Annotated in this window: 17 protein-coding genes; 11 read left to right on the forward strand and 6 right to left on the reverse strand. The window is 46.5% G+C overall.

Features of this window, described 5'->3' with window-relative positions:
- The first annotated feature begins 483 nt into the window (after positions 1 to 483).
- The 3 genes from GXP69_RS15970 to GXP69_RS15980 all read left to right on the forward strand — a co-directional run bounded on the left by GXP69_RS15970 (position 484) and on the right by GXP69_RS15980 (position 9,217).
- Positions 484 to 7,692: an Ig-like domain-containing protein gene (locus tag GXP69_RS15970; protein ID WP_163916165.1), complete on the forward strand. Its 7,209-nt coding sequence runs from the start codon at positions 484 to 486 to the stop codon at positions 7,690 to 7,692.
- A gap of 9 nt (positions 7,693 to 7,701) precedes the next feature.
- A complete protein-coding gene (locus GXP69_RS15975; protein ID WP_163916167.1) occupies positions 7,702 to 8,721 on the forward strand; it encodes a PorP/SprF family type IX secretion system membrane protein in 1,020 nt (339 codons plus the stop codon).
- Between the two features lie 124 nt (positions 8,722 to 8,845).
- Positions 8,846 to 9,217: a transmembrane 220 family protein gene (locus tag GXP69_RS15980; protein WP_163916169.1), complete on the forward strand. Its 372-nt coding sequence runs from the start codon at positions 8,846 to 8,848 to the stop codon at positions 9,215 to 9,217.
- A 148-nt stretch (positions 9,218 to 9,365) separates the two neighbouring features.
- Here the strand turns inward: GXP69_RS15980 and GXP69_RS15985 are convergent, their stop codons facing one another.
- Positions 9,366 to 9,572, reverse strand: coding sequence for a heavy-metal-associated domain-containing protein (locus tag GXP69_RS15985; protein ID WP_163916171.1), 207 nt, complete (start codon positions 9,570 to 9,572; stop codon positions 9,366 to 9,368).
- 27 nt (positions 9,573 to 9,599) lie between these two features.
- A complete protein-coding gene (locus tag GXP69_RS15990; RefSeq protein WP_163916173.1) occupies positions 9,600 to 11,837 on the reverse strand; it encodes a heavy metal translocating P-type ATPase in 2,238 nt (745 codons plus the stop codon).
- A 259-nt stretch (positions 11,838 to 12,096) separates the two neighbouring features.
- Here GXP69_RS15990 and GXP69_RS15995 point away from each other — a divergent pair, with 259 nt between their 5' ends.
- A complete protein-coding gene (locus GXP69_RS15995) occupies positions 12,097 to 15,477 on the forward strand; it encodes a PAS domain S-box protein (RefSeq protein ID WP_163916175.1) in 3,381 nt (1,126 codons plus the stop codon).
- Complete coding sequence (locus tag GXP69_RS16000; RefSeq protein WP_163916177.1) at positions 15,446 to 15,856, forward strand: response regulator; 411 nt, start codon at positions 15,446 to 15,448, stop codon at positions 15,854 to 15,856. The genes GXP69_RS15995 and GXP69_RS16000 overlap by 32 nt, the downstream gene beginning before the upstream one ends.
- A 63-nt stretch (positions 15,857 to 15,919) precedes the next feature.
- On the opposite strand, the gene GXP69_RS16005 is transcribed toward GXP69_RS16000, so the two are convergent.
- On the reverse strand, positions 15,920 to 16,519 hold the full coding sequence (locus tag GXP69_RS16005; protein ID WP_163916179.1) for an AraC family transcriptional regulator: 600 nt from the start codon (positions 16,517 to 16,519) through the stop codon (positions 15,920 to 15,922).
- A 103-nt stretch (positions 16,520 to 16,622) separates the two neighbouring features.
- Complete coding sequence (locus tag GXP69_RS16010) at positions 16,623 to 16,994, reverse strand: hypothetical protein (RefSeq protein ID WP_163916182.1); 372 nt, start codon at positions 16,992 to 16,994, stop codon at positions 16,623 to 16,625.
- Positions 16,995 to 17,209: 215 nt separating this feature from the next.
- Here GXP69_RS16010 and GXP69_RS16015 point away from each other — a divergent pair, with 215 nt between their 5' ends.
- Positions 17,210 to 17,437: a hypothetical protein gene (locus tag GXP69_RS16015; protein WP_163916184.1), complete on the forward strand. Its 228-nt coding sequence runs from the start codon at positions 17,210 to 17,212 to the stop codon at positions 17,435 to 17,437.
- A gap of 60 nt (positions 17,438 to 17,497) precedes the next feature.
- Here GXP69_RS16015 and GXP69_RS16020 read toward each other — a convergent pair whose 3' ends face one another.
- Positions 17,498 to 18,667, reverse strand: a complete 1,170-nt coding sequence (locus GXP69_RS16020) for a T9SS type A sorting domain-containing protein (RefSeq protein WP_163916186.1) — start codon at positions 18,665 to 18,667, stop codon at positions 17,498 to 17,500.
- Between the two features lie 269 nt (positions 18,668 to 18,936).
- Here GXP69_RS16020 and GXP69_RS16025 point away from each other — a divergent pair, with 269 nt between their 5' ends.
- The 3 genes from GXP69_RS16025 to GXP69_RS16035 all read left to right on the forward strand — a co-directional run bounded on the left by GXP69_RS16025 (position 18,937) and on the right by GXP69_RS16035 (position 22,831).
- Complete coding sequence (locus GXP69_RS16025) at positions 18,937 to 21,120, forward strand: sensor histidine kinase (RefSeq protein ID WP_163916187.1); 2,184 nt, start codon at positions 18,937 to 18,939, stop codon at positions 21,118 to 21,120.
- A 146-nt stretch (positions 21,121 to 21,266) separates the two neighbouring features.
- On the forward strand, positions 21,267 to 21,965 hold the full coding sequence (locus GXP69_RS16030) for a response regulator transcription factor (protein WP_163916189.1): 699 nt from the start codon (positions 21,267 to 21,269) through the stop codon (positions 21,963 to 21,965).
- Between the two features lie 230 nt (positions 21,966 to 22,195).
- On the forward strand, positions 22,196 to 22,831 hold the full coding sequence (locus GXP69_RS16035) for a hypothetical protein (protein ID WP_163916191.1): 636 nt from the start codon (positions 22,196 to 22,198) through the stop codon (positions 22,829 to 22,831).
- Positions 22,832 to 22,978: 147 nt separating this feature from the next.
- Here GXP69_RS16035 and GXP69_RS16040 read toward each other — a convergent pair whose 3' ends face one another.
- Complete coding sequence (locus GXP69_RS16040) at positions 22,979 to 23,677, reverse strand: porin family protein (protein ID WP_235925775.1); 699 nt, start codon at positions 23,675 to 23,677, stop codon at positions 22,979 to 22,981.
- A gap of 486 nt (positions 23,678 to 24,163) precedes the next feature.
- Here GXP69_RS16040 and GXP69_RS16045 point away from each other — a divergent pair, with 486 nt between their 5' ends.
- Together GXP69_RS16045 and GXP69_RS16050 are read left to right on the forward strand one after the other, a co-directional pair.
- Complete coding sequence (locus GXP69_RS16045; protein WP_163916193.1) at positions 24,164 to 25,216, forward strand: nucleoid-associated protein; 1,053 nt, start codon at positions 24,164 to 24,166, stop codon at positions 25,214 to 25,216.
- A 106-nt stretch (positions 25,217 to 25,322) separates the two neighbouring features.
- Positions 25,323 to 25,754: a hypothetical protein gene (locus GXP69_RS16050; RefSeq protein WP_163916195.1), complete on the forward strand. Its 432-nt coding sequence runs from the start codon at positions 25,323 to 25,325 to the stop codon at positions 25,752 to 25,754.
- The last annotated feature ends 11 nt before the right edge of the window (positions 25,755 to 25,765 follow it).

A 25,765-nucleotide genomic window follows, 5' to 3' on the forward strand; every position in this document is an offset into this window, starting at 1 on the left:
AAAATAACAGCATCGCCTTTATCTATATAATACAACACCATAATTTTATTAGCACTACTATAGCTGCCCTGTTAAATTTGAAATAAAGCTGCAGATAATGATCAAGCATGTTTGTCAAAAATCTACTTATGCAGAATTAACCTGGTTTACTTTAAAAAAATAGTTCATCAATTAAACTTATCTTTTTGTATTTTGGTTGGTGTGACAGATAAAGCAGCAGAATAGAACCACTTTGTTTATTACAATTAAGCAAAACCCAAAAACAAGCATTGGCTTTTTTTACTTTTCTTCACTTTGTCTTTTACCCTTACTAAAGGGATTTGAACTATAGAAAAACATTGAAACGATTCACATATATGCATTTTGCATGGTTGTATCTGTTTTAACTATGTACAAATTGAGCAGCACTGATCTGTTCTTTCTGTTCGGGTTTTATCCAATTTAAATAAACTGCTTCTGTAATAAAATTTACCGCTTTTAGCCATGCAGCCATTTCAATTAGGCAGAATGCTGCCTGTCCTTGTCCTATTTCTGGGACTATGGGCAAACAGCGCTGTCGCACAGGATTGTACGCCTGAAATCAGTACGCCTCAGGGAATATCGCTCTGTAACGGCGAAGTGCTTTTGCAGGCATCTGCAGCCACCTCTTATGCCTGGTCTACCGGCGAAACCACTTCAGCTATAAAAGTAACCAAACCCGGTACTTACTGGGTTAAAACCACAACTGCCGAGGGCTGCGAAGGCACCTCAGAAAGTATAACTATAGCCGGTGCACCCGATGCCAGCATCACAGATCCTGAATACCCGGAACTCAACTTTACCTATTGCAGCTACTCCAGCAGTTCATCCGGGTTTAAGTTCACGCTGAACATAGAGAACACTTCCAAAACCAAGGAAACAAACAAAGAATACCACATTAGCTGGGGTGATGGCAAAACCAGCACGTATGGCAAAAACTTCGACAGAGTAACACATACCTATACTGCCGGCGGCGGCTATGATATCGTACTGACCGTAATTGGCGAAAACGGCTGTAGTACTACCACTTCCAAGCGTATGTTTGTGGGCAGCAACCCGGGACTAGGCATCTCTAGCGATGGTAACAACACACAGTGTGCTCCTGCTACTTACCGCTTTAAAATTACTGGTGTTGATGGCAACTCACCTGAAACAGTTTACACGTTCCAATTTGATGATGGCACACCGGCTATTACTTACAAGCATGATGAGCTACCGGCAGACCGTTACATTTATCATACGTTTACAGAGACCTCAAAAAACACAGAATTTGGATTTACCTTAACCGGTTATGCCAAGAACCCATGTAGCTCGTCACGCGCTACCTTTTCTGGTATTAGAATCTCGAAAGGCCCGGAAGCTGATTTTGCAGTTGGTAATGGAACATCGTTGTGTATCAACCAGCCTGTTAACCTGCAGAACCTGACAAAAAGTGGCTATGACGCCACAAACAATACGGAAACTTACCAGAGCGAGTGGTCTATTGTACCGGCAACCGGCTGGCGTTTCGTATCAGGTTCAGCTACTTCTAAAAGCCCTAGAATTGTATTCACCGAGCCTGGTAAATACAAGCTTACCTTAACTGCTAAATCTCTGGATACCAACCTATCGTGTGGTTCGAGCAGCAAAGAGCGCGAAATTATAGTTGCTGCTCCTCCGGTAGCAGATTTCACCTTAGATCCTACCCCATCCATTAACTGTACCCCAAACACATTCAAAGCCCTAAATACCTCAACTGGCGATGGTGTAACCTACACCTGGCAGGTAATGCCGGCGGAAGGCTGGAGCTTTGCCAATGGCACTACGGCTACATCTGAAAATCCGGAATTCAATTTCGCGAAGGCAGGAGATTACACTATAAAACTTGTTGCAACCAACCTGTGTGCCCCAGCAAGCATAAAAGAGCAGAAAATAACCATACGCAATAAGCCTGTTGTTACGCTGCCTGCCAATGCCGTGTATTGCGGTCCGCAAACTATAAGTTTTACGTCAGCTAATGCAGCGCATAAACCAACTTACGATGCTCAATCCGGAACTATAACTGGCTACCGCTGGACAGTAACCGGCGGAAATGCAACGTTTGCAGAAGGCAGCAGCACTTCAGCTAACCCAACTATAGCCTTCCCGGAAGCTGGTTTATATACCGTTAGTGTTGTAGCTATAAATGAGTGCGGCGAATCAGAACCGGCAACGCAGCAGATTCGCATCGACGCCTTACCGGAATTGAAAGCCACTGCCGAAATGCCTGTACTTTGCAAAGGCAGCAGTACAACTATAGCTGTAACAGGTGCCGATACCTATACCTGGGCACCAGCTGATGGTTTAAGCGTAACCACTGGCAGCACAGTAACTGTAAAACCAACCAAAACTACAACTTATACTATTACCGGTAAAAACAACGCTACGGGCTGTATCAGCACCACTACTATAACTATAGTTGTAAACGAGCCCCCGAAAGTAGAGCTGGTTGCTGATGTATATGAGATCTGCGTAGGCCAGGCACAGGCAGTGCTTACTGCATCCGGCGCAGACCGCTACGAGTGGTCTCCGGCTACAGGTTTATCAGCTACTACCGGGGCCAGTGTTACCGCTACACCAGCGCAAACCACAACTTATACGGTTACTGGATTTGATGATGAAACCGGCTGCAGCAGCACGGCACAGGTAACTATAAAAGTAAACCCATTGCCAGTTGTTAGCGCAGGACCGGACATTACTGTTTGTAACAACCCGGTTCCGACCAAACTAGTAGGTAGCCCTGCAGGTGGTGTTTGGAGCGGCGCGCATGTATCGGCAGATGGTACCTTTACGCCTCCAGCCGAAACCGGCACTTTTACCTTAACTTATACTTACACCGACCCGAAAGGCTGCAGCAACTATAGCACCATGCAGGTTACGGTTAATGAAGCTCCGGTAGCGGATGCCGGTCAGGGTATAACCGTATGTTTGAACAGTGGCAGCTTTAACCTAAAGGCAACACTAGCCGGCGGAAAATGGTCAGGATCAACACTAGTAACAGCTAATGGTAAATTTACGCCATCAAAAGCAGGTGTTTATACCTTAACCTATACTTTCGGGGAAGGTAGCTGCGAGACAAAAGACCAGGTTATAGTTACTGTAAATGAACTACCTAAAGCCCCCAATGTTGCTGCGGCGGAGATTCTTTGCCCTGGCTTCGGCACTACTTTGCAGGTACAAAACCCGGTAGGTAAGCTGGCCTGGTACGATGCTGCCACTGGCGGTAAACTTTTAGGCGAAGGCGCTACTTTTACAACTCCGGCACTTGACAAAACCACCACTTACTACGTAGAAACTACGATTGAAGGCGGCTGTACCAGCGTGCGTACTCCGGTTAAAGTTACGGTTCGTCCGGCAACTCCGGCGCCAACGGTAGCTCCTGTTACCCTTTGCGGACCAGGCAGCGGCGCCACATTGGTAGCGCAAGGCAATGCCACTGTTTACCAATGGTTCGATGTGGCCGAAGGTGGTACCATGCTATTCCAGGGTCGTTCGTTTGGGATTGCATCTGTAAACGAGAGCAAAACTTATTATGTGCAGGCTGTTATTGATGGATGTATCAGCCCGAGAACTCCGGCAACGATAACCGTACTGGATGTGATCAGCAACAACATTATTGAGGCTGTAGCTGAGATCTGTGCGGGACAAACACCAGATCCGTTAGTGGGCTCCACTCCTATCGGCGGTGACAGCAACTATAGCTATTACTGGGAAATCAGCACGAAATCTGCCACGGAAGGCTTTAGTAAAGTGGAAGGCGCTACTGGCAAAGACTACCAGCCGGGTGCGCTTACAGTACCAACCTGGTTCCGCAGAGTTGCAGCTTCATCGGTTTGCGCGCACGTATCGGAGTCGGTAAAAGTGAGTGTAACACCTGTTATCAGCAGCAACACGGTATCGGAAGATGCTACGTATTGCCTTGGCGCAACTATCGCCCAACTGAACGGCAGTCAGCCGACTGGCGGTAACAATAACTATAGTTATACCTGGGAAATGAGCACTACCGGCGAGAACGGAAACTATACAGCGGCTACCGGTATCAACACAGAACAGCACTATAAGCCGGGCACGGTAGATGTAACCACCTGGTTCAGAAGAAAAGTAACATCAGGTACTTGCCAGGTGAGCATCAGTCAGCCGGTAAAGATCACGATCTATAAACCGATCACAAATAATACGATAGTAGGCGAACAGACCGTTTGCGCCAATGCCATACCGCAGGTGCTGGAAGGCAGCCAGCCGGAAAATGGCGATGGCAACTATAGCTACCGCTGGTACATGAGCACCGACGGCGAAAACTTTACTCTGGCAACCGGCCAGAACAACGGCATCAACTATAAGGTAGGCGCCCTTACCCGCACCACCTGGTTTAAGCGCGAAGTAACCGGTGGACCATGCGATGCGAGAATTAGTAACACCATCAAAATTCATGTGAATCCGGTCATAGCCAGCAACATCATCTCCAAAGACCAGGTGATCTGTTTCGGTACTGAAGCTGCAGTGCTTACCGGTACAACGCCAACCGGCGGAGATGGTAACTATAGTTTCCGCTGGATGGTGAGCACAACTGGTGCAAACGGTACTTACGCACCGGCTGCGGGTACTAACAACCTGCCAAACTATACACCGGGCGCTGTGGCTACCACCACCTGGTATAAGCGCGAAGTGCTTTCAGGTACGTGTGTGGATGTGTCGCCGGCGATAGAAGTAACGGTAGTGCCGCTTCCGGTGGCTCCTGCCGTGACGGGTATTACCATCTGCGAAGGCACCAAAGCGACACTCACTGTTTCGGCATCAGGTAACTATAACTGGTACACTGCTGCCAATGCCACGACACCTGTATTCAGCGGCCGTAGCTTCGAAACGCCTGCACTGAGCGCCACTACAACTTATTATGTAGAAACGGTAAATGCCAATGGTTGCGGAAGCTCCGAGCGCACTGCCGTTACTGTTACGGTAAACAAAAACATCAGCAACAACAGCCTTATAGCGCCAACTGCAGTCATCTGCGCCGGACAAATGCCAGCATTAATTAGCGGAGCAGGCACAGGCCCGGAAGGCGGAAATGGCACCTATACGTACCGCTGGGAAAAGAAAACTGAAGGCGTAGATGCTGACTTCAAAACGATTGCAGGCGCAACTTCGGCAACTTACCAGCCCACAGCGCTTACTAAAACAACCTGGTTCCGCCGTGTAGTAATTTCAGGACCATGTGCTGAACATGTAAGCGAAGCGGTGAAAGTAGATGTATTGCCAGCCCTGGAGAATAACACACTTGCTGCCGCAACAGCAATCTGCGAAGGCGAAACGCCAGCTTTATTAACTGGTTCTGCGCCAACCGGCGGCAATGGCAGCTATACTTATAATTGGTCTTTCAGTGAAAACGGTACATCCTTTACCGATATCGCGAACAGCAACGTGAAAGATTATCAGCCGAGCAAATTAACTAAAACTACCTGGTTCAAGAGAACTATAGTTTCAGGACCGTGCGCCAGATTAGAGAGCAATGTAGTGCAGGTGGTAGTGCATCCGGCTATAGTTGCCAACACCATTACCCCAACCGAAACTATAGTTTGCGAGAATGATAAACCGGGCATCATCAACGGCTCTAAACATGCAGGCGGCATAAGTGCCTTTACTTACCTGTGGGAAATGAGTACTGATGGTGTAAACTTTAGTTCGGCGCCGGGCGTGAACAGCAACCAGTCGTACCAACCAGCTGCTTTAACAGTGCCGACCTGGTTCCGCCGCAAGGTTACATCAGGCAAATGCTTTGATTACTCGGCGGCTGTTAAGATCGATGTGAATCCAGTGATCGCGAGCAATACCATAACCGAAGAACAAATGGTGTGTGTGGGTGGTACCCCTGCCCTACTGAAAGGTTCTACCCCAATTGGTGGTAATGGTACCTATAGTTACGAGTGGCAGTCGGCCACAACTAATTCACCTGCGGCATTCAGTACAGTGGGTACAGGTGTTAACTACCAGCCAAGTGCTTTGTCGGTAACAACTTACTTCAGACGAGTAGTTACATCAGGTGCGTGTTCGCATGTTTCGAATGTGGTAAAAGTAACAGTATCTCCGCAGATTACCAGAAACACGATCACAACTGATCAAACGATCTACTCGGGTCAGCGTCCGGCTCCGTTAACAGGCTCATTGCCAGCCGGCGGCGACAATACTTACAGGTACCTGTGGGAAGTGAGCACGGATGGTGTGAACTATAAAACAGCAACCGGCCTGAACGACGGCAGAAACTATAGCCCGGGCGTGCTGGATGAAAATACATGGTACCGCAGACGCGTGTTCTCGGGTGGTTGCGAAAGCATCTCCAACGCTGTCAAGGTTACGATTACGCCGTCTATCTCTAACAACAACATACAGGCCGATCAGGTGATCTGCTTCGGTAATACACCACAGGTGCTGAAAGGCTCTATGCCGGTAGGTGGCGAAGGCGACTATATCTACCAGTGGCAGTACAAAACATCGGAGCCTGGTGCGGTATGGGTGTCTGCCAAAGGTGTAAGCAACAGCATCGATTATGCTCCGCCAGCACTTACCCAAGATACTTGGTTCCACAGAATTGTGATCTCAGGCCCGCGCTCGCATGAGAGCCAGGAAGTGATGATCACGGTGAAGCCTGCCATGAGCAACAACAAGATCAGCACCAACCAGACGATATGTTATGCTACAGCACCATCTACTTTAAAGGGTACTACGCCAACAGGTGGCAGCGGCAACTATAGCTACCTATGGGAATACAGCACCACTGGTCCGGACAAAGGCTTTACAACAGCACCAGGCGCCAACAATGGCCAGAACTATAACCCAATGCCGTTAACGCAGAAAACCTGGTTCAGAAGGGTGGTTACATCGGAGTCGTGTGAAGGCCTGGTGAGTAATGCGATCGTTGTGAACATTAATGCACAGCCGGATGCACCGGTGGCGAAAGGTGCTATAGTTTGCTCTGGCAACAATGTGACGTTATCGGCTAAAGGCAAAGAAGGCAGACTGGAATGGTATGCTTCGGCAAGTTCGGGAGCGCTGCTGGGTGTGGGTAATACCTTTACTACGCCTGCGCTAACGCATACAACAACCTACTACGTGCAGGAAGTAACACTATCATGTGCCAGCGAACGCACAGCGGTAACAGTGACAGTTACGGAGCCATCGGCAGATGCAGGCCCGGATGTGACTATCATCAAAGGCAGAAGCACTACACTGGAAGCATCTGGCGGCGATAGCTATAGTTGGTCTCCGGCTGTTGGCCTGAGCAACCCGAATGTGGCAAACCCGGTGGCAACACCAGAATCAACCACCACTTACAAGGTAACTATAACTACGGCAAGTGGCTGTACTTTCACAGATGAAGTTACAGTAACGGTGCTTCCTTTTGTAGAGATACCGAACACCTTTACCCCTAACCGCGACGGCATAAACGATACCTGGGAAATTGCCAACCTGAAGAAATATCCGAACTGTAAGGTGCAGGTGTTTAACCAGTGGGGAGCCATAGTTTTCCAGTCGAACGGGTACCAGACGCCGTGGGATGGCCGCCACAACGGCCAGGAATTACCACTTGCTACTTACTACTACATCATCCAGTTAGAGCCAGGTGAGAAACCATTATCAGGAAGTATAACAATCGTTAAATAACGGTAATCTATGAACAAACTTTTAGCCTTAGTTTTTGTGTTATTGCTTGCCGGCCAGACCATGGCGCAGCAAAGACCACAGTACACACAGTATTCTACCAACAACTATCTGCTTAACCCTGCTATTACAGGTATAGAAGATTATGGCGACCTGAAATTGGGTACAAGGCAGCAGTGGTCCGGACTGGAAGGTGCACCACAGTCTTATTACGCCAGCTTTCATATGCCGATCAACAAGGATATGTCTTCGTCGTACAGGGGCGGTCGCATTGGCTCAGCAGCTAAAGAAGCTACCACTAAAAAGCCGAGCAAGTATAAAAAGATACGTCCTCACCACGGCTTAGGTGTACAGGCGGCCAGCACCAGAACAGGTCCTTTAAAGCGTGGTAGTATGAGCCTCAGCTATGCCTATCACCAGCCGCTTACCAAGTCGCTGCGCGTGTCGGCGGGTGTGGCGCCGGGCTTTATACAGTACAGCCTGGACCCGGGAACGGTAACTACAGCACAAGGCAATGATCCGGCTATTTACGATGGCCGCGTAAACGAAATGAAGTTCGACCTGAACATGGGTATCTGGCTTTACTCCTATGATTTTTATGTAGGTTTAGCCGGCTCACAGCTGGTGCCAAGCAAACGGAAGTACATCAACGATAACTCCGTGATCACCGACAACGAAGGCCGGCTGCAGCAACATTATTTTGCCACAGCAGGTTACAGAGTGGATGTTTCGCCTTATTTGTCAGTAATTCCATCTGTAATGGTGAAAATGGCGCAACCAAGCCCTGTTTCGGTAGATGCCACCGCCAAAGTAATGTATGCCAACCGCATCTGGGCTAGTGTAACCTACCGCCACAACGAGTCGGTTGCGGCCATGGCAGGCATCAACGTCAGCCATTTGTTCGATGTTTCTTATTCTTATGATGCCAGCACCTCGCCGCTGGGGCAGGCCAATGCCGGAAGCCATGAAGTAGTAGTTGGTTTTAAATTGCGTAACACGCGTCGTATCCTCTGCCCGGAATGGGCTTGGTAACTATAGATTAAAAGGTTTACAAGTGTAGAAAAGGACAGCGCAGGCTGTCCTTTTTGCTTTACAGGAAACTATAACTTTTCGTAAAGATTCAAGTATAGTTATACCGTTATAAAACTGCTGTACTATGCTTCGGAAGACAATTGGAATTATACTTTGCCTGCTGTTCATCAGCTTTGCAGCCATGCAATACAATGATCCGGATCCTGCCTTGTGGATCGCTATTTACGTGGTGGCGGGTATTATCTGTGTATTAGCTGCTTTTGGAAAACTGCCTTTGGTGGTGATGGCTGTAGCCTGTGCTGCGTGTGTAGTAGGTGCTTTTATAGTTTGGCCGGAAAAATACGAAGGCCTGGAGGTTGGTGGCGGCGACATCAAGAACATCGAAGAAGCAAGAGAGTCGCTTGGTTTACTTTTAATTGGGTTGGTGATGTTTTTATATGCTATCCTGCCAGGGCGAATCAGAAATGAAACACCAACTATGCGGGCTGTGCAATAGAGTTCATTGTGTTTTAAGTGCCTACCTCTGCGTTCCTTCCATTTAAACTATAACCCAACGGTTCGCAAATTATTGACAATAAGATCCTTGTAACACACAAAAGGCTGGTCTTCAATGACCAGCCTTTGTTTTTGATTCTAACTATAGTTTAAACTTCCTCGGCTTTAAACCCGGCCTTTTCCACAGTGTTTCTGATTTGATCTGCATTCAGCGTATCCGTCTGCACTTCCAGAATTTTGTCCGGGTTATCGGTATCAACCTGCCAGGTTACGCCTTCCAGTTTGTTCATGTGTGGCGTTACAGCTTTTACACATCCACCACAGTTTATATTGGTTTTGAATTTATAGGTCTTCATATTTAACATAATTTATTAACTAAACACTTATTTTAACTTTATAGTACGCAAGCGTAAACTATTCCCTACCACTGATACGGAGCTAAAGGCCATGGCCGCTCCTGCCAGCATCGGACTCAGCAGGAAACCTGTGAATGGGAACAACAAGCCGGCTGCTACAGGAATACAGATCACGTTGTAGAAAAAGGCCCAGAACAGGTTCTGGCGGATGGTTTTTACAGTAGCTCTGGATAATTTAATGGCTGCTGCTACCTGTGTCAGGTCAGAACGCATCAGGGTAATTCCGGCTACGTCCATCGCAATATCGGTGCCCTGCCCCATGGCAATGCTGATGTTGGCGGTAGCCAGTGCCTGCGCATCGTTTATACCATCGCCCACCATAGCTACGTGCTTGCCATCTGCCTGCAGCTGCTTCACAAAGTCCGCTTTATCCTGCGGCATCATTTCAGCTTTAAAGTGAGTGATGCCTACCTGACGAGATACCGCTGCTGCTGTCTGGCTGTTGTCGCCGGTTAGCATGTATACCTCAATTCCGGCATCTTGCATGGCTTTTATACCATCCGCAGCGCTTTGCTTAATCGGGTCGGCTACCGCAAATACGCCAAGTGCTTGTGTGGCACCTGCAAAATAGATCGCTGTTTTGGCCTCGTTCTGTAGTTTCACGATCTGCTCAGCCAGTTCTTCCGGTATAGTGATGCCGTGCTCCTGCAGTAATTTATAGTTACCGGCATAGTAACGTTTTCCGTTAAAGTCTGCCTCGATACCCATACCAGTCAGGCTGCTGAAGTAGTCGGGTTGCTGTACCTGTGCACCTGCTTCTTTATAGTAAGCATATACCGCTTGAGCAATCGGGTGCTCCGACTGAGCCTCCATCGAGTAAAAGTACGTTTCCAGTTGCTCGTGCTGCTGCGCGTTGTTAGCCCAGATTACGTCGGTTACCGTTGGTTTACCCAAGGTTATTGTTCCGGTTTTATCCAGAATTACAGCATTTACTTCGTGGGCGCGCTCCAGGCTTTCGGCATCTTTAATCAGGATACCGGTTTCAGCACCGCGGCCTACGCCCACCATAATAGCGGTTGGGGTTGCCAGGCCAAGCGCACAAGGGCAGGCAATTACAAGTACCGAAATCATCGACAGGAAGCCTTCTGTTAAATACGCTTCGCCGCCCAGTATTATCCAGGACACTAAGGTGAGCAGCGCAATACCCAACACGATCGGCACAAATATTCCGGCAATTTTATCCACCAGTTTCTGAACCGGGGCTTTGCTACCTTGGGCTTCCTGTACCATTTTAATGATATGTGCCAGCATGGTTTCGCCACCGGTTTTTTTGGCAATCAGCTGCACGCTGCCTTTCTGGTTTATAGTTCCGGCATACACCATATCGCCGGGTTGCTTTTGAACGGGTAATGGTTCGCCGCTCAGCATACTTTCGTCCAGGTAAGTGGTTCCGGTTGCTACTTCACCATCTACAGGCACGCGGTCGCCAGGCAAAAGCAATACCCTGTCTCCTACCCGCACTTCTTCAATCTTGATTTCTAATTCTGATTCGTCACGCAGAATACGCACAGTTTTTGGTTGTAGGCCCATTAGTTTTTTGATGGCTTCGGAGCTGCGGTTTTTGGCGCCCTCTTCCAGGTATTTACCTATCAGTATAAAGGCAATAATTACCGCTACAGCCTCGAAATACACATGCGGTTCCAGGCTCCGACTCAGAAAAAACTCAGGGTAAACAGTATTGAACACACTAAAAATGTAAGCAATACTTGTACTCAGGGCTACCAGTGTATCCATGTTGGCGCGCCCATGTTTTGCCTGTGCCCAGGCTCCGGTAAAGAAGCGCTGCCCAGCCCATAGTAAAATTGGGGTGGTAAATACCAACATGGCCCAGTTGCCCCACGCAAAGTGCCCGTGGAAGAACATGCCCAATACAAATACCGGCAATGCCAGCAAACAGGCAACTATAGTTTTGGTCTTCAGTGTTTGCAGGGCCTTGGCTTCGCGGGCCTCCAACTCTTCCTGCGTCTGTTTTTCTATCAGTATATCAAAACCGATTTCCTGCACAGTTTCGCGCAATTGAGCCGGGTTAACTATAGTTGGTTCATAGGTTACCTGCACGCTTTTACCTGCAAAGTTCACGTTTGCTTCGGATACGCCTTCACGGTGACGCAGCATGCTTTCTATACTCGATGCGCAGGAGGCACAGGTCATGCCCTCTACCGGGTAGGTATCTTTTTTATAGTTGGTTTGTGTTAGTGTTGCCATTTCAACTCCTTCCTTTTATAACACTACAAAGATACAACCACACATACCGGTTAGCGTTACAGATTTATCTATAAGATTTACACATTTAGCTGCCCTAAGCTACAGGCTTTGGGCAACACCTTAACGCAACTATACGCTTCATTTTCTATACACAGAACTAGGTATCGAAGTCAAAAGTCTTAACTTAGATGTTCTTAAACAGATATTATCCACTTTACAAATAAGTTAACATACTGTTTGACAACACTTTACACACCACATGAAAACCAGTACCTCCTATAAAAACAAATTCACACCCGGTATTGGGGCCATGCGTTACCTGGCTATTGCCTTTATAGTGTTGGCACTGGCGCTACTGGTGGTAAGTGCTTACTCTTTTTTAGCAGCTCGTACGGTACAGGAGAACTATAACACCATGGTGGAAGATACGCTCAGAAAGCTGGAGCTGATCGGAAACCTGCACAACAACGAAGACCTGATCTATGATAAGATTGTACAGCACCTGAAAACATCTGACAAGGATTCTTTACAAAGGCTGGAACAAGAAATTGAAGCAGCAGATGCGGATGTAAAAGCAGATATGGATCGCCTGAATGAGCTGCTGATACGCAAAGGGCGTAAGCAGATGTTGCAAAACTATAGAAAGAGTCGCCAGACCTACACTGCTTATCTACAGGAGCTGCTGCATAAGAGCAGGCAGGCCCCACCTAACTCTATTCAAAGCCAGATAGCATTGTTACCTGCTTACCGCGAACATCAGAAATACCTGAACCGCTTAAGCGACAGTATCAGTGCTTCTACCCGCACACGCGGCTACGAGTCCCTGAAGGAAATAGATAATACTGTACGCAACTATAACCTGCTCCTACTGGCTGCTTTGCTGGTAACCGCTATAGCTACCTTCCTCATACGCAGAGTTATACAGCAACTAAAGCAACAGCACCGCATCCTGGATTATGAGATACATGAAGGAGAACAACTGCGCACAGCCCTCAGCAAGAGCAAAAGTATTTACCGTTCACTGTTTCAGAACATAGCCTTGCCTATGTGGGTGTTTGATGCCAATTCGCTTCAGATCCTGGAAGTAAACAGAGCTGCCTTACTGGAATATGGTTACAGTCACGAAGAGTTCCTGGCACTTACTATTCTTGATCTGCAACCCGAACACCAGAGAGCAGAGATTCTGAAACTTATTGAACAGCAGGAGCCCCCTTTCAAGTCCTACCTAAACCGGCAGCATAAACGCAATAATGGCAGTGCATTTTATGTAGATCTTAAAATACACGCGCTGCCTGCCCTGAACGATATGAAACCCTACATTGTGGTTGCCATCAACATTGACGACCAGGTGCGGGCGCTACAAGAGCTGGAACGGCGTGAAAAACAATTTCATGAGATCAGCTCCAGCATACCGGGTATAGTTTACCAGTTTCAGTTAGATGAGGCAAAGCAGGTTACCTTTCCTTTTGTAAGCGAAGGTGTTTTGCGCATGTTTGGCTATGCCCCTGAAGAAGTGAAAGCTGATTCGCAGATACTTTTCCAGCATGTGCACCCCGATGATCTCAAAAAACTATGGAATTCTATTCTTGATTCTTATGAAAACCTGACACCCTGGGAGCTTGAATTCAGAGTATGGCAACAGTCCAGCAGCAAGTATATCTGGCTTAAAGGAAGCAGCCTGCCTACCCGGAAAGATAGTGGAGTGGTTATCTGGAATGGCACACTGATAGACATTACCAACGAAAAGGAAGTCCAGGAAAAACTGGTAACAAGCGAGGCCAACCTACGCTACCTGCTCAATAGCTCACCACAATCAATTTACCTGCTTGATGAAAACCTGCGCATTGTAGCGTTCAATACCAAAGCCGAGGAAGAGGTAAGGGTATCATTTCTACGCACACTACGCACAGGCCAGAGCGTCTTTACTTATATAGATGCCACACAGGAGGACAGAACAAGAGAAAGTCATAACCGCGCGCTGCAAGGCGAAACCACTGTTTATGAAACAAATACAGGGACTTACTGGCACGAAATTGCTTTCAGACCAGTATTAGGGCCTGAACTGCAGGTATTGGCTGTAGCCCTGAGCATAGAAGACATAACCGAGCGGAAACGTATTGTAGAATCGTTGCAGCAGAGCGAGAAACAGCTATCGCGCGCGCAGGAACTCAGCAACATGGGCAGTTGGGAGTACGACATCATTATGGGGACTATAGTCTGGTCTGATAACCTCTATAAACTATACAACCTTTCAAAAGAGACCTTTACACCACAGGTAGCTACAGTAAAGCAGTTAGTACACCCTGAAGACCGGGAAATGGTACAGGCGCAGTATAAGCACGCCCTCCAAAATCATGAGACAGTAACTATAGAGCATCGTGCAGTAACTCCTGATGGCCGGGTACGCAATATGGTACAGATTGGGGAAATATTTTATGACGATCACAACCAGCCTGTACGCATGGCTGGGACTATACAGGACATAACGGCTCGTAAAGAGGCTGAACAGGAAATTACCAAAACCAAAAATCTACTGCAATCAACACTGGCCAACATTCCGGAGCTGATATTCTCTGCCGATGCCGAATTCAATACAACTTATGTCAGCCCGCACTCTTACGATATTTTAGGTTATCAGCCGGAAGAGCTACTTGGCAACAAGGACATCTGGCATAAGAACATATACCCTGATGATTTACCGGAAATGCAGCACATAATGGAGCGCATCTTACAGGGCGAAAACATACAGCACGAAGTACGTGTCACCAGGCGGGACAAGGAACTCCGGTGGTTACTGCTCAGAATGTCGCCTATGATCGAAAGGGATGGAGAGCTTATACGCATTGACGGTTCTGCTGCTGACATTACACAGCAAAAGCTAACAGAAGCAAAGCGCGAAGAGCTGAATGCCCAGCTTATTACCCAAAACCGGAACCTGCAGCAGTTTGCCTACATTGTATCGCATAACCTAAGGGCGCCTATTGCCAACATCTTGGGGCTTGCATCTATCTACGACCGCAACAACGCTGAAAACCCTATCAACCAGCGTGTCATCGAAAATATGGCAAAGTCTGCCAGGCTGCTTGATGGTACCATCCGTGACCTGAATGATCTGCTCGCATTCCGCAGCCATCAGCAGGGAGAGATGTTAGAAAAAGTCAGTTTTGAAACCACGATGCAGCAGGTAACAGAAGCCCTCGACGATGAAATAAGGCGTGCAGAAGCCGCCATCTCCACTGATTTTTTGGCTGCGCCAGAAGTGGTTACCATCAAAAGCTACCTGCACAGCATTATGCATAACCTTTTATCTAACGCATTAAAGTACCGCGATAACAGCAGAAAATTAAATGTTATAGTTAAAACTTTAGTTGTGGATGATTATATTTGCCTACAAATCAGTGATAATGGCCTGGGAATTGATGTAGCCAAAGTGAAAGACAAGCTCTTTGGGCTATACAAGCGTTTCCACCCGAATATTGCAGGCAGGGGACTTGGCTTGCATTTGGTTAAAACCCAGGCAGAACTATTGGGCGGTAAAGTTGATGTTGAGAGCACACTAGGGGCTGGTACAACTTTTCGTGTATACTTTGATAGGAGTAAAAATTTACATGAGCGTTTTAAAGAAAGTAATGTTGATTGATGATGATCAGGTAAATAACTTTGTTTGTGAGAGCATCATCAAAAGCGAGCATTTTGCTGAGGAAGTAGTAAGTTATGAAATGGCAGAAGATGCCCTCGAATACCTGAAAGGTGCAGCCGCAAATAACCCCGGAGCATTTCCTGACCTCATATTTCTGGATATTAACATGCCGGGCATGGACGGCTGGAGCTTTATAGATGAGTACCGTAAACTTCCTGAAGAAATAACTAAGCAGTGCAGTTTGTTCATGCTCTCGTCGGCAGTCGACCGAAAAGACATTATATGTGCAAAGAGCATGGCCGAAGTAAAGGACTTTTTCTCTAAGCCGCTTTCCCCGGAGATTTTAAGCTTTATAAAAGACGAGTTTATAGCTATCTAAACAAAGAGGCCGCAGGATAAAACCGGCGGCCTCTTTGATTGATACCTGTATAGTTATTTATAGTTAAGAAACCTGATCGAGGGGCTTGCGGCTAACCTGGCTATTATTTTTATAAGCCGACGGCGTAACACCGGTTATCTGCTTAAATTGTCCCGAGAGGTGCGCCACACTACTATAGCCTAGCCTGTCTGCTATCTGGCTAAGACTTAATTCATTATAGTCCAGCAGTTCTTTTGCCATCTCTACTTTCTGCAGCACCATAAACCGCGCAATAGTAATACCTTCCGAAGCCGAAAATGCAGTGCTCAATGTATTATAGTCTTTGCCCAGCAGCTCCGCAAGGTAATCGGAGAGGTTAACATGCAGCTCCTCTACCCTACCCGACCGCAGCAGCTCAATTATCGCTATCTTAATTTTCTCGGCTATTTCGGTCCTGGGGTCATTTATCAGGTCGAAGCCTTCGGTTGAAAGTATCTTTTCAAGTATGCTCACCTGGGCCGCTGTAGGCTCATGCGTCAGGATAGCTTCGCCTAATTTTACTTCCTGCACGGGCAACTCGAGCTGTTGCAATGCTTCAGTTACTACTTTTATGCAACGCGGGCACACCATGTTGCGGATGTGGAGTGTATAGGCGGGCGATATGTTAGTTTCCTGTGCTGACATAGGGATACAGTATAGAGAGGTAAACTTACTAAATATCTCTGCTATATGTACAAACAAAACAGCGGGAGAACTATATTGTTCTCCCGCTGTTTATTGCCTTCTGTCAGGTCCTGCTGTGGTCAGTGTCATTAGGCTTTGTGTTTTTGTCGCCTAAAGGCTGTTCTTTGCTCCGAATCCCATTCAGATCATCATCCATAGCGGTGTCGCTGCCTTCAAACTCGAACCCTGGTCCCTGAGCTAAGTAATCTACACTTTTAGGATCGTTGGCACCGTAGCCGGTTGTTTCATCTCCGCGTATGTGCATGTTCTCCAGTTTATCTTTCTGCCCGGAGCGTTCCATCTGTCCGCCTAATCCAATGCTGCGCTTGGCAGATGGGTCAGGCTTGTTATTCATGGTCATGCGTTTATTATAATCGCTGTTTATGTTCTTTTCCCGGGAGGGTGTATTTTGTCTGTTTTCTTCTTCAATTGCCATAACTGTATTTCAATAGTTGTAGCATTATATACGCGCTGCCAGGAGGCTTGTTCGTAAACCACCAACTATAGTTAACATAAGATAACAACTACAGACACACAAAACTATAGTTTAGAACAGCAGCGCAACTATAAATAAGTATCTTTGCCGAATTCTGATGCGGCGGGCACCTATAGCCTTATAGTTGCGTTAGGAGAAGAGAAACATAACATTGCATGAAATTATCGAAGATATACGACCCGCGCGAAATGAATTCGTACCAGTTTGTGGCAGCTACTGGCCTTGTCATGACTTTACTGGCGCACCTTATCCTGCTGCTGATCGGCAAATCGATCAATAATTTTGCGGCGCTTTACCTGTGCTGGGCCGTATTTTTTACGCTGGGCACTATTGCCAACTTCAACAGCAAACCCGACGACCACGATCATCACCACCATCATTAATATAAAAGCCGGCCACATCAGTAGCCGGCTTTCTTTTTTCACAAACTAAGCTATACTTTATTATTTAATCAGCAGCCTTTTGGTCAGGGTTCTACCGTTCTGCTCTACTTGCAGGTAGAAAATACCGGTCCCCTTCCCTGTCAGGTCCAGCTGCTTATCATATTGCCGTGTGTTCTTGTCCAGTTTCTCCTGGTACACCTGTTTGCCAGCGCTGTTCAACACTTTTATAGTTGCCTGCCCCTTTTCTGGTAAAGAAAAACTGAGGTTTACCCTGCCGCTGCTCGGGTTTGGGTAATAGCTTAGGTTATCAATCTTCAGCTCCTTCTTTTCAGACTTTTCTACTTTTACACCTGCCTCTTTCAGCGTTTTCTTATCGTCTTCTGTAATGCGCTCAATTCTGGTCTTGTCTAACAGTATCACAGTCGATTTTTCGCCTGATCTGCCGAAGTGGTAGGCATCAATTTCTTTTTTGTTGCCTTTCCCGTCTATTTCGTAAACTGTGGTTTTGCCGGTCTCGTCTGTTTCGATCTTGATCTTATCAGAAGTGCTGTAGCGGGCTTTTACATCGCCAGAATAACCTATAGCATGTTTCCCGTGAACTCTAACTCCCTCCGGCCCCGCAATCCGAACGATGGTATGCGCAGAGTCTGAGCCATCTCCCGAACTAATAATGCTGAATGCACGGCCAGGTTTTCCATTCACAATTAACTCCCGCACATTCTTGTTCAGGCTGTCTCCGCGTAGTGTCATTACTTTTGCACCGTTCAGCGCTCTAACTATAAAAGAATCACCTTTTATAGTTTCAATTCTCTCAAATAGCATTTTGCGTTCTTTCTCGCTCATAGCCTTGCCATGCAGCATTCGAACTTCTTTTACTTTACCCATCAGGGTTGTATCGGCAGCAATTCTGTAGCCTATAGTTTCAAGCTCACGCAGCTTCTTACTAGGGTACAGTGAGTCTACCCTAACTTTAAATCCATCCAGTTTTTTCCAATCAATCGAGTCGAGCTTTCTCAGGGCTTTCATGTGCTTTTCATGGTCTTCAGCATTTATAAGCGTGTCTGAACTATAGACCAGGTCCCCGTTTTCGTACTTTAAGACTTTTACTCTCATCTTTTCCGGCTTATCCTGCTTCTTTGCATCCTGCGCTAAAAGCGAGTAGACTGGCAGTAATGCTAACAGTAAGTTGATGGCCAGTTTTAACAAATGCTGTAAAATAGATAGGTTCATAGTTTTGGCGTTAAGGTTTATACAAATGTACGCGCCTTTGCGACCGGCTTTAGTTAAGGCTTCGTTAAAGAATGTTAAAGAAAAGTTAAAGTTTGCCTCCACGGCACCAATCATTCTGCAACTACTGTATTATTGGTGTATCTATAGATAAAATTGTAACTTATACACAAGTGCTGCCCACTATCTGGTAACTATAGTTTTAACTGTGTGATGTGTTAAATAAAAGTTAAAATCAGGCGGCGTTGAAGTTTAAGGAGTAAATTTGATACGTGAACAAGTACACAATCATAGGGGTTATTGCGCTGATGAGCGTTTCACTGCTTGGTGTGGTGGGACTGCAACTATACTGGATCAATGATGCGATCGAAGTAAAGCAGGCCCAGTTTGAGCAGGCTGTAAACAGCGCCCTGACCAGCACAGTTGATAAACTTGAAACTGAAGAAGCCCTAGCTGTAGTTACCGGCAAAATGGCCACGCTGCAGCACCTCCCCGCTCCTGATACACTTATAAAAGAGGTCATTCAAGCCGAACCATTAAAACATACACCGAAACAAGCGCCTTCTAAAGCACCTGAACTACAGAAAGAGCCCAAACCAAAGGCCAAAAGCAAGCCAACCCTTGCAGATAACACTGAGCGGCCTGAAGTCAGGAAAGTGGGTCCCGGTTCTATAGTTTACCACCCGAAAGGCAGTGCCCGTGTACGTTTTCTCAGCGGAGACAGTATTCCGCTTACTGAGTTCAAAGCTCAAGGTAAAAAGCCAGTAAAGTATGTTGAGCTGAATGGCAAAGTAAAACCTGCCAGCGACATGCAGGTGCAGGTTTATACCTATGTGACAGATGAAATCAGGCAGCCGCATACAGTACAGCGTATTAATGTACAAACCGATTCGGTGCTTAAACTGGCGAAAACTTACAGGCGTTCTTTTAACTTTTCGGTAGATACCCTGCAAATGCTGGCATCTATGCTGGACAGCCTGCACCAATTTACGCATTTTGCAACGACTATTAATCCGGCAGACCTGGAAGCGGTACAGGTGCGCAACGATAGCGTTTTCATTACGCGAAAGGGACAAAAGAGGCCTGTTCACGTCAATCAGCAGCGCAGAGCCAACATTCCGGCTGTTCCTTTCCTTTTCAGGCAGCCAGAAGCATTCAGAATTTACGGGCAGGATGCTCAGGCTATAGTTGAAGGGCATAAACATAGCAGAGCTATAGCAGAAGCCCAAAAAAAGGAAGCGCAAACGCTGGTAGCTGCTCAAGCCAGCAGAAATGCGAATAAAGCAGCCAAAGCAACTATAACACAGCCTTTACAGCCAACTAAAACCACCATCGAAAAACTGGAGCATAAAAAAGAAAAGCTCAATAACGTGGTGCAGAAAATGGTGGTAGAGTATGTGGCCAAAGACGAACCCCTACAAAAACGCCTGAACCTGGAAAGTCTGCCGCTGCTCCTGAAAGATGAGTTGAAACAACAGGGTATTGACCTGCCTTTTGGCTACCACGTAGTAAGCGGGCAAAATGATACGCTGCTTGTTAAACATGCCGCCAAACAAGACAATGTGCACTATTATGCAGCCGCCCTTTTCCCTAACGACCTCATCCAGAAAAAAGACTACCTGGCCGTTTATTTCCCTGACAGTAGCATCTATGCTATACAATCGTTGTGGGGCATGATGGCTTTATCCGGATTCTTTACACTGATCATTATTGCTACATTCGGCACCACCATCCATATAATCTATAAGCAGAAGAAGCTGTCGGAGATGAAGAACGACTTCATCAACAACATGACGCATGAGTTTAAAACGCCGATCGCTACCATTTCGCTGGCTACTGACTCAATAGCCAATCCTAAGATCTACGAGAACCCGGACAAAATAAAATACTATACCAACATCATCCGGCAGGAAAACAAACGCATGAACACGCAGGTAGAGAACGTGCTGCAAATTGCCCTGCTCGAGAAAAACGAATTTAAAATGCGCCTGGCGCCGGTGGATGTGCACCTGCTTATAGTTAAAGCCATCGAAAGCATACGCCTGCAGGTAGAACAGCGCCTGGGTAGCATAAATGTACAGCTGGACGCCCTTGCACACGAACTGAAATCAGATGAAATACACCTTTACAATGTGATCTGCAACCTGCTCGATAATGCCAACAAGTACTCCCCTGCCGCCCCTGAAATTAGCCTGAGCACCCGTAACGTAGATGGCGGCATTGTGATAGCCGTGGATGACAAAGGCATGGGCATGAGCAAAGATACGCAGCAGCGTGTGTTCGAGAAGTTTTACCGTGTGCCTACCGGTAACCTGCACAATGTAAAAGGCTTCGGGCTTGGCCTGAGCTATGTAAAAGCTATCGTTCAGGCGCATCATGGCAATATCAACCTGTGGAGCGAACCCGGCAAAGGAAGCCGCTTCGAGATTTTTTTACCATTCAGGAAAGAAAGTTAGAAAGTTAAAAAGTTGGGAAGTTGGGAAGTTGGGAAGGTAAAAGTTAGTAGAGACGTAAAATGATCCCTCTGATACTTTAGGAGAGCCAACAATTTAACCATACAGCCATTTAACCATTCAACAATCAACCAGCAATTAAAGTAACTATGAAGATATTACTGGCAGAAGATGATCCGAATTTTGGCATTGTGCTCCGCGATTACCTGGAGCTGCACGATTACGACGTTACCCTTTGCGTGAACGGTTGCCTGGCTATTTCGGCTTTCAGAAAAGGTACTTTCGATATCTGCATTCTGGATGTGATGATGCCGGAGAAAGATGGTTTTACACTGGCCCGCGAAATAAAGAAACTGAACCCGGATATTCCTCTCATCTTCCTGACGGCCAAAGCCATGAAAGAAGACATGCTGGAAGGTTTTAAGATTGGTGCCGACGACTACATTACAAAACCTTTTGATTCGGAAGTACTGCTCTATAAGATAAAAGCAATACTGAACCGCCACCACCCGTCTACTATAGAAAAACCGGAGCCTGATGAATATGCCATCGGCAAATACCGGTTCCTGCACAAGCTGCGCCAGCTTACGCTAAATGGCAACATCCAGAAACTATCGCCCAAAGAAGCTGAGTTGCTGCACCTGCTATGCCAGCACCTGAATGATGTAATGCCACGCGAACTGGCCCTGCAAAACATCTGGCACGAAGACAGTTACTTTACAGCCCGCAGCATGGACGTTTATATAGCCAAACTGCGCAAATACCTGAAAGACGACGCGACAGTAGAGATCGTGAACCTGCATGGCCAGGGTTACAGGCTGTGCGTGCAGCAAGGGGTCATGCTATAAGGTTGTAGGCTGTAATACCACCTGTTTAAACTATAGTGGTACTTTGTTTACTGCTTAAAGTTGTAACATTAAAATATATTGTATTCTAAACCATACACAAATACAATATATTGGTAATACTATTATATTTACGGTCGCATTATAGTTTACTAAACAGACTAAGGCTTTATTTAAAGCTTTTGCCACACCAAACGTTATCCGGTAATTTATAGAAAACTCACTTTTAGCTAATGAGAAAATTATTACTCTTCGCCCTGATCTGCTTTACATTGGGCAGCTGTGGCCCTCAGATCTACCAAGCTCCATCTTTCAGCCAGGTAAAAGATTCCCACAAAGTTGTGGCCGTACTTCCATTCGAAGTAACAATAGAGTCGAGAAGACTGCCGAAAGGTGTTACTGCAGACATGGTGCTGGACCAGCAGCGCGACTATGGTTTTGGAATACAGAGCGATGTTTATGGCTACTTCTTAAGAGAGATGAGCAAAAACAAGTACACTGTTAACTTCCAGGATGTAAGCAAAACCAACGCAATCCTGAACGAGGCCGGTATCAGCTATGAAGAACTAAGACTGAAATCTAAAGACGAGATCTGCCAGTTATTAGGTGTGGATGCAGTTGTGTCGGGTAAGGCGATGATGTCTAAGCCAATGTCGGATGGTGCTGCTATTGCAGTTGGCATATTGGTTGGTGCATGGGGCGCTACAAACTCGGTAAACACTACTATTACATTGCACGAAGGCAAAGCCGGCGACCTAATGTGGAAATACGACTACCAGGCCTCAGGCAGCGTAGGCAGCAGCAGACAGTCGCTTACAAATGCGCTGATGAGAAATTCATCTAAAAAATTCCCTTACAAGCGGTCTTAAGAACAGCATCGGGTAACACAAGATAATTGTAAGCAGAAAGAGCAGCTACTTTTTACAGGTAGCTGCTCTTTTTATTTAAAGTAGAACAGGCTGCCCAAACGGGCAGCCTGTTCCACATCACCAAAACACTAAACAATTAGCTCACACTTAAAATGTATAACCCACAGAAGCCTTAAATGTTCTGTTGTAGGTTTCGAAGTTGCCGTTCTGATCAATTGTATTCAGACCATGATCGTAACCAGCGCTCAGGTTAAGTCCGTTTGTAAACTGGTAACCGATACCGCCAACTACACTAAAATCCACCTCGCGGAAACCGTTTTTCATGTCCCACTCGCGGTTAAGGGCATTAAAACCAAGTACACTGGCCTGAGCCTGTACTTTATTAGACAACAGGTAAGCTACCTGCGGACCAGCAAAAATATGGAAGCCTTCGCCAACGTATAGTTTCGCCATTACCGGCAGCTCAATGTATTCTGCTTTATTGGTAACAGTCAGGTTCGCATTCAGGAATTCGGTTTCTACCCAAGGCAGTTTACCTGTTAAACGTGTACCCTTCTGAGAGTATTGTAAACCCGGCTCGATCTCGAAGCCTGGGCCAACCGGAATGCTCATGTAAAGTCCGGCATGCACGCCTTCACGCATTTTGCGGCTCACATTCCCGTCAGACAGGTCGATCAGGTTTTGGGCGCTGTTCACGGTTTCGCCCTGCCAGTTAGATAAGTTTGCACCTACACGAACCCCGAATTTAACCGGGCTCTTAGGTTGCTGTTGTTGATATTGTTGAGCGCTAGCTTCGGTAGCCGCAAAGCCAAACGCCACGGCCATAAGTAAAAATATCTTTTTCATGTCCCCTTCTCTTTTATAGTTCTTCAGTATGATTTTTTAAGCTGCGCTGCTCTTTTTGTCATTATGTAAAAACCATGCCAAAAACTAAACTAATGATGAATACTGAATGAATATTAATTGCAAAAATCTGGTGGACAACATCTTAAGAAGAGTGAATAGGTGAACTATAGTTGTAAACTGATTTGAGAACTATAGTATGCGTGAGGGATGAAGCGGTTGTTTGAGCTCCTATAGTTGGGCACCAACTATAGAGCGAGCCGCGAGAGCCCGACGGCTTGCTGGCACGCCCTGAGAATATTACTGTCTGTAAACTATAACTATAGACTTCAGTCAACTATAGCTATTGCTCAAACTATAAACTACCTCACCCCCACCCCGAAACGATAAACTTAAAATCCGGAACCGACCAACAACTATAATCCGGCAACCAAACAATCCGCAATAAATAATACCTTTGCACTCCATATTCAGAAAGCCAAAGTACAGATGAGTGAAAAGAAGATACAGGTGCAGTTAAGGCGACTGGCCGTGCACCGCGTGGGTAATAAAGCAAAGGAAGAAGGTGTGGTAGCATCGCAGCAGGAAGTGGACCTGGGCGATGAGCAGTTGAATGACTTACTGCTGCGCTACTTTATTACGCCTTTTAAGCAGGAAGAATTTTTCCGTTTCACGCACTCATCAGACCTGGCCCTGAACGAGATGTTTGCCTATGCCACGCTTATCTTTAACGATGCAGCTAAGTTTCAGGGATACACCATCCACATCCTGAACCACCTGTATGAGCAGTCGGACCACCCGAAAGTGAAAAGCGGTGAATTATATGTGGCCTATTTTACCGGCTGCATTATGAATGACCAGGAAGTAGACGCCATCGGAATTTTCAAGTCTGAGAATAAAGACACGTTCCTGACTTTCCAGGATAGCAGCGATGACCTGAGTATTGATTACCATGCCGGCGTAAACTTGAAAGGAGTTGACAAGGGCTGTATGATCTATAACATTGAGGCTGAAGACGGATACCGCGTTAAAATGGTAGATGCCAACAGCACCGATGCCCAGTTCTGGAAAGATGATTTTCTGCACGTGGATGAGCTAAAAGACACCAACTTCTCGACCCGCACCATGCTGAATATGTGCAAGGATTTCTCGGAAGAAGTATTTGCAGTGAGCGAGAGTAAAAAGGCACAGGTAGAGTTCATCAGCCGCTCTGTTGATTATTTTTCGAAAAACGAGACATTTGACCTGGAAGAATTTACCAGCAGTGTAATTGAGGAGCCGGAAGCAGCCGAACGTTTTAAAAACTATACCCAGAACTTTGCCGAAGAGCGGAACCTGGAAGATATCCAGGGCTTCACAATAAACAAGAGCACCGTTCGTAATATGAAGCGCAAGTTCCGCAACTTCATTAAACTGGACACGCAGATCGAGATAAAGTTCAGCGGTTATAACCCGGAGCAGAGCGAGCAGTACATGGAGCGTGGCTATGATGAAGAACGCGGCATGCACTACTATAAAGTATACTTCTACAACGAATCGTAACCCGAACCAGAAACTATAGTTTAAAAGGGCATGTTATCTGAGCTGCAACCCATGGAACCGGAACAGTTCTTGCAGTTGCTCAGCTAAATGCCAATTCTTAAGTGATATGAAAAAGATATTATTTGCAGCCCTCTTGATTTTTGCTTCTGCAACAGCGTTTGCACAAGGGGCAAAAAGTCCTGCACAATCTGCTGCGCCTAACCTGGAACAACGCGCTGCAGCCATTACCAACAGCATGGTAAAACACCTGCGCCTTACTCCGGATCAGGCTCAGAAAGTTGCTCAGGTTAACCTCAGCAGCATGCAGATGGCCGAAGAAGCAAAAGTAAAGTATAAGAAAAACCCAAAGAAACTTGCCGCACAGATGGACATTATCAGCGAAACCAGATTGTCGCTGATCAAAGACATCCTGACTCCATTCCAGTTCTCACAGTATCAGCAGCGCCGCGAAGAGAAAATGGGAGTACCGAAAGAGATGCAGAGTAATCCTGCTTCCCGCCAGCAGGGCTCGAGTTATAATGAGCAATACAGTAATTAATAGAGTATAAA

The sequence above is a fragment of the Pontibacter burrus genome (assembly GCF_010686685.1).
Taxonomy (GTDB): domain Bacteria; phylum Bacteroidota; class Bacteroidia; order Cytophagales; family Hymenobacteraceae; genus Pontibacter; species Pontibacter burrus.

Excerpts from the sequence above, each read along its gene's own strand:
- GXP69_RS15970 (WP_163916165.1), top strand. The coding sequence starts at position 484 with ATGCAGCCATTTCAATTAGGCAGAATGCTGCCTGTCCTTGTCCTATTT.
- GXP69_RS15975 (WP_163916167.1), top strand. The coding sequence starts at position 7,702 with ATGAACAAACTTTTAGCCTTAGTTTTTGTGTTATTGCTTGCCGGCCAG.
- GXP69_RS15980 (WP_163916169.1), top strand. The coding sequence starts at position 8,846 with ATGCTTCGGAAGACAATTGGAATTATACTTTGCCTGCTGTTCATCAGC.
- GXP69_RS15985 (WP_163916171.1), bottom strand. The coding sequence starts at position 9,572 with ATGAAGACCTATAAATTCAAAACCAATATAAACTGTGGTGGATGTGTA.
- GXP69_RS15990 (WP_163916173.1), bottom strand. The coding sequence starts at position 11,837 with ATGGCAACACTAACACAAACCAACTATAAAAAAGATACCTACCCGGTA.
- GXP69_RS15995 (WP_163916175.1), top strand. The coding sequence starts at position 12,097 with ATGAAAACCAGTACCTCCTATAAAAACAAATTCACACCCGGTATTGGG.
- GXP69_RS16000 (WP_163916177.1), top strand. The coding sequence starts at position 15,446 with ATGAGCGTTTTAAAGAAAGTAATGTTGATTGATGATGATCAGGTAAAT.
- GXP69_RS16005 (WP_163916179.1), bottom strand. The coding sequence starts at position 16,519 with ATGTCAGCACAGGAAACTAACATATCGCCCGCCTATACACTCCACATC.
- GXP69_RS16010 (WP_163916182.1), bottom strand. The coding sequence starts at position 16,994 with ATGGCAATTGAAGAAGAAAACAGACAAAATACACCCTCCCGGGAAAAG.
- GXP69_RS16015 (WP_163916184.1), top strand. The coding sequence starts at position 17,210 with ATGAAATTATCGAAGATATACGACCCGCGCGAAATGAATTCGTACCAG.
- GXP69_RS16020 (WP_163916186.1), bottom strand. The coding sequence starts at position 18,667 with ATGAACCTATCTATTTTACAGCATTTGTTAAAACTGGCCATCAACTTA.
- GXP69_RS16030 (WP_163916189.1), top strand. The coding sequence starts at position 21,267 with ATGAAGATATTACTGGCAGAAGATGATCCGAATTTTGGCATTGTGCTC.
- GXP69_RS16035 (WP_163916191.1), top strand. The coding sequence starts at position 22,196 with ATGAGAAAATTATTACTCTTCGCCCTGATCTGCTTTACATTGGGCAGC.
- GXP69_RS16040 (WP_235925775.1), bottom strand. The coding sequence starts at position 23,677 with ATGAAAAAGATATTTTTACTTATGGCCGTGGCGTTTGGCTTTGCGGCT.
- GXP69_RS16045 (WP_163916193.1), top strand. The coding sequence starts at position 24,164 with ATGAGTGAAAAGAAGATACAGGTGCAGTTAAGGCGACTGGCCGTGCAC.
- GXP69_RS16050 (WP_163916195.1), top strand. The coding sequence starts at position 25,323 with ATGAAAAAGATATTATTTGCAGCCCTCTTGATTTTTGCTTCTGCAACA.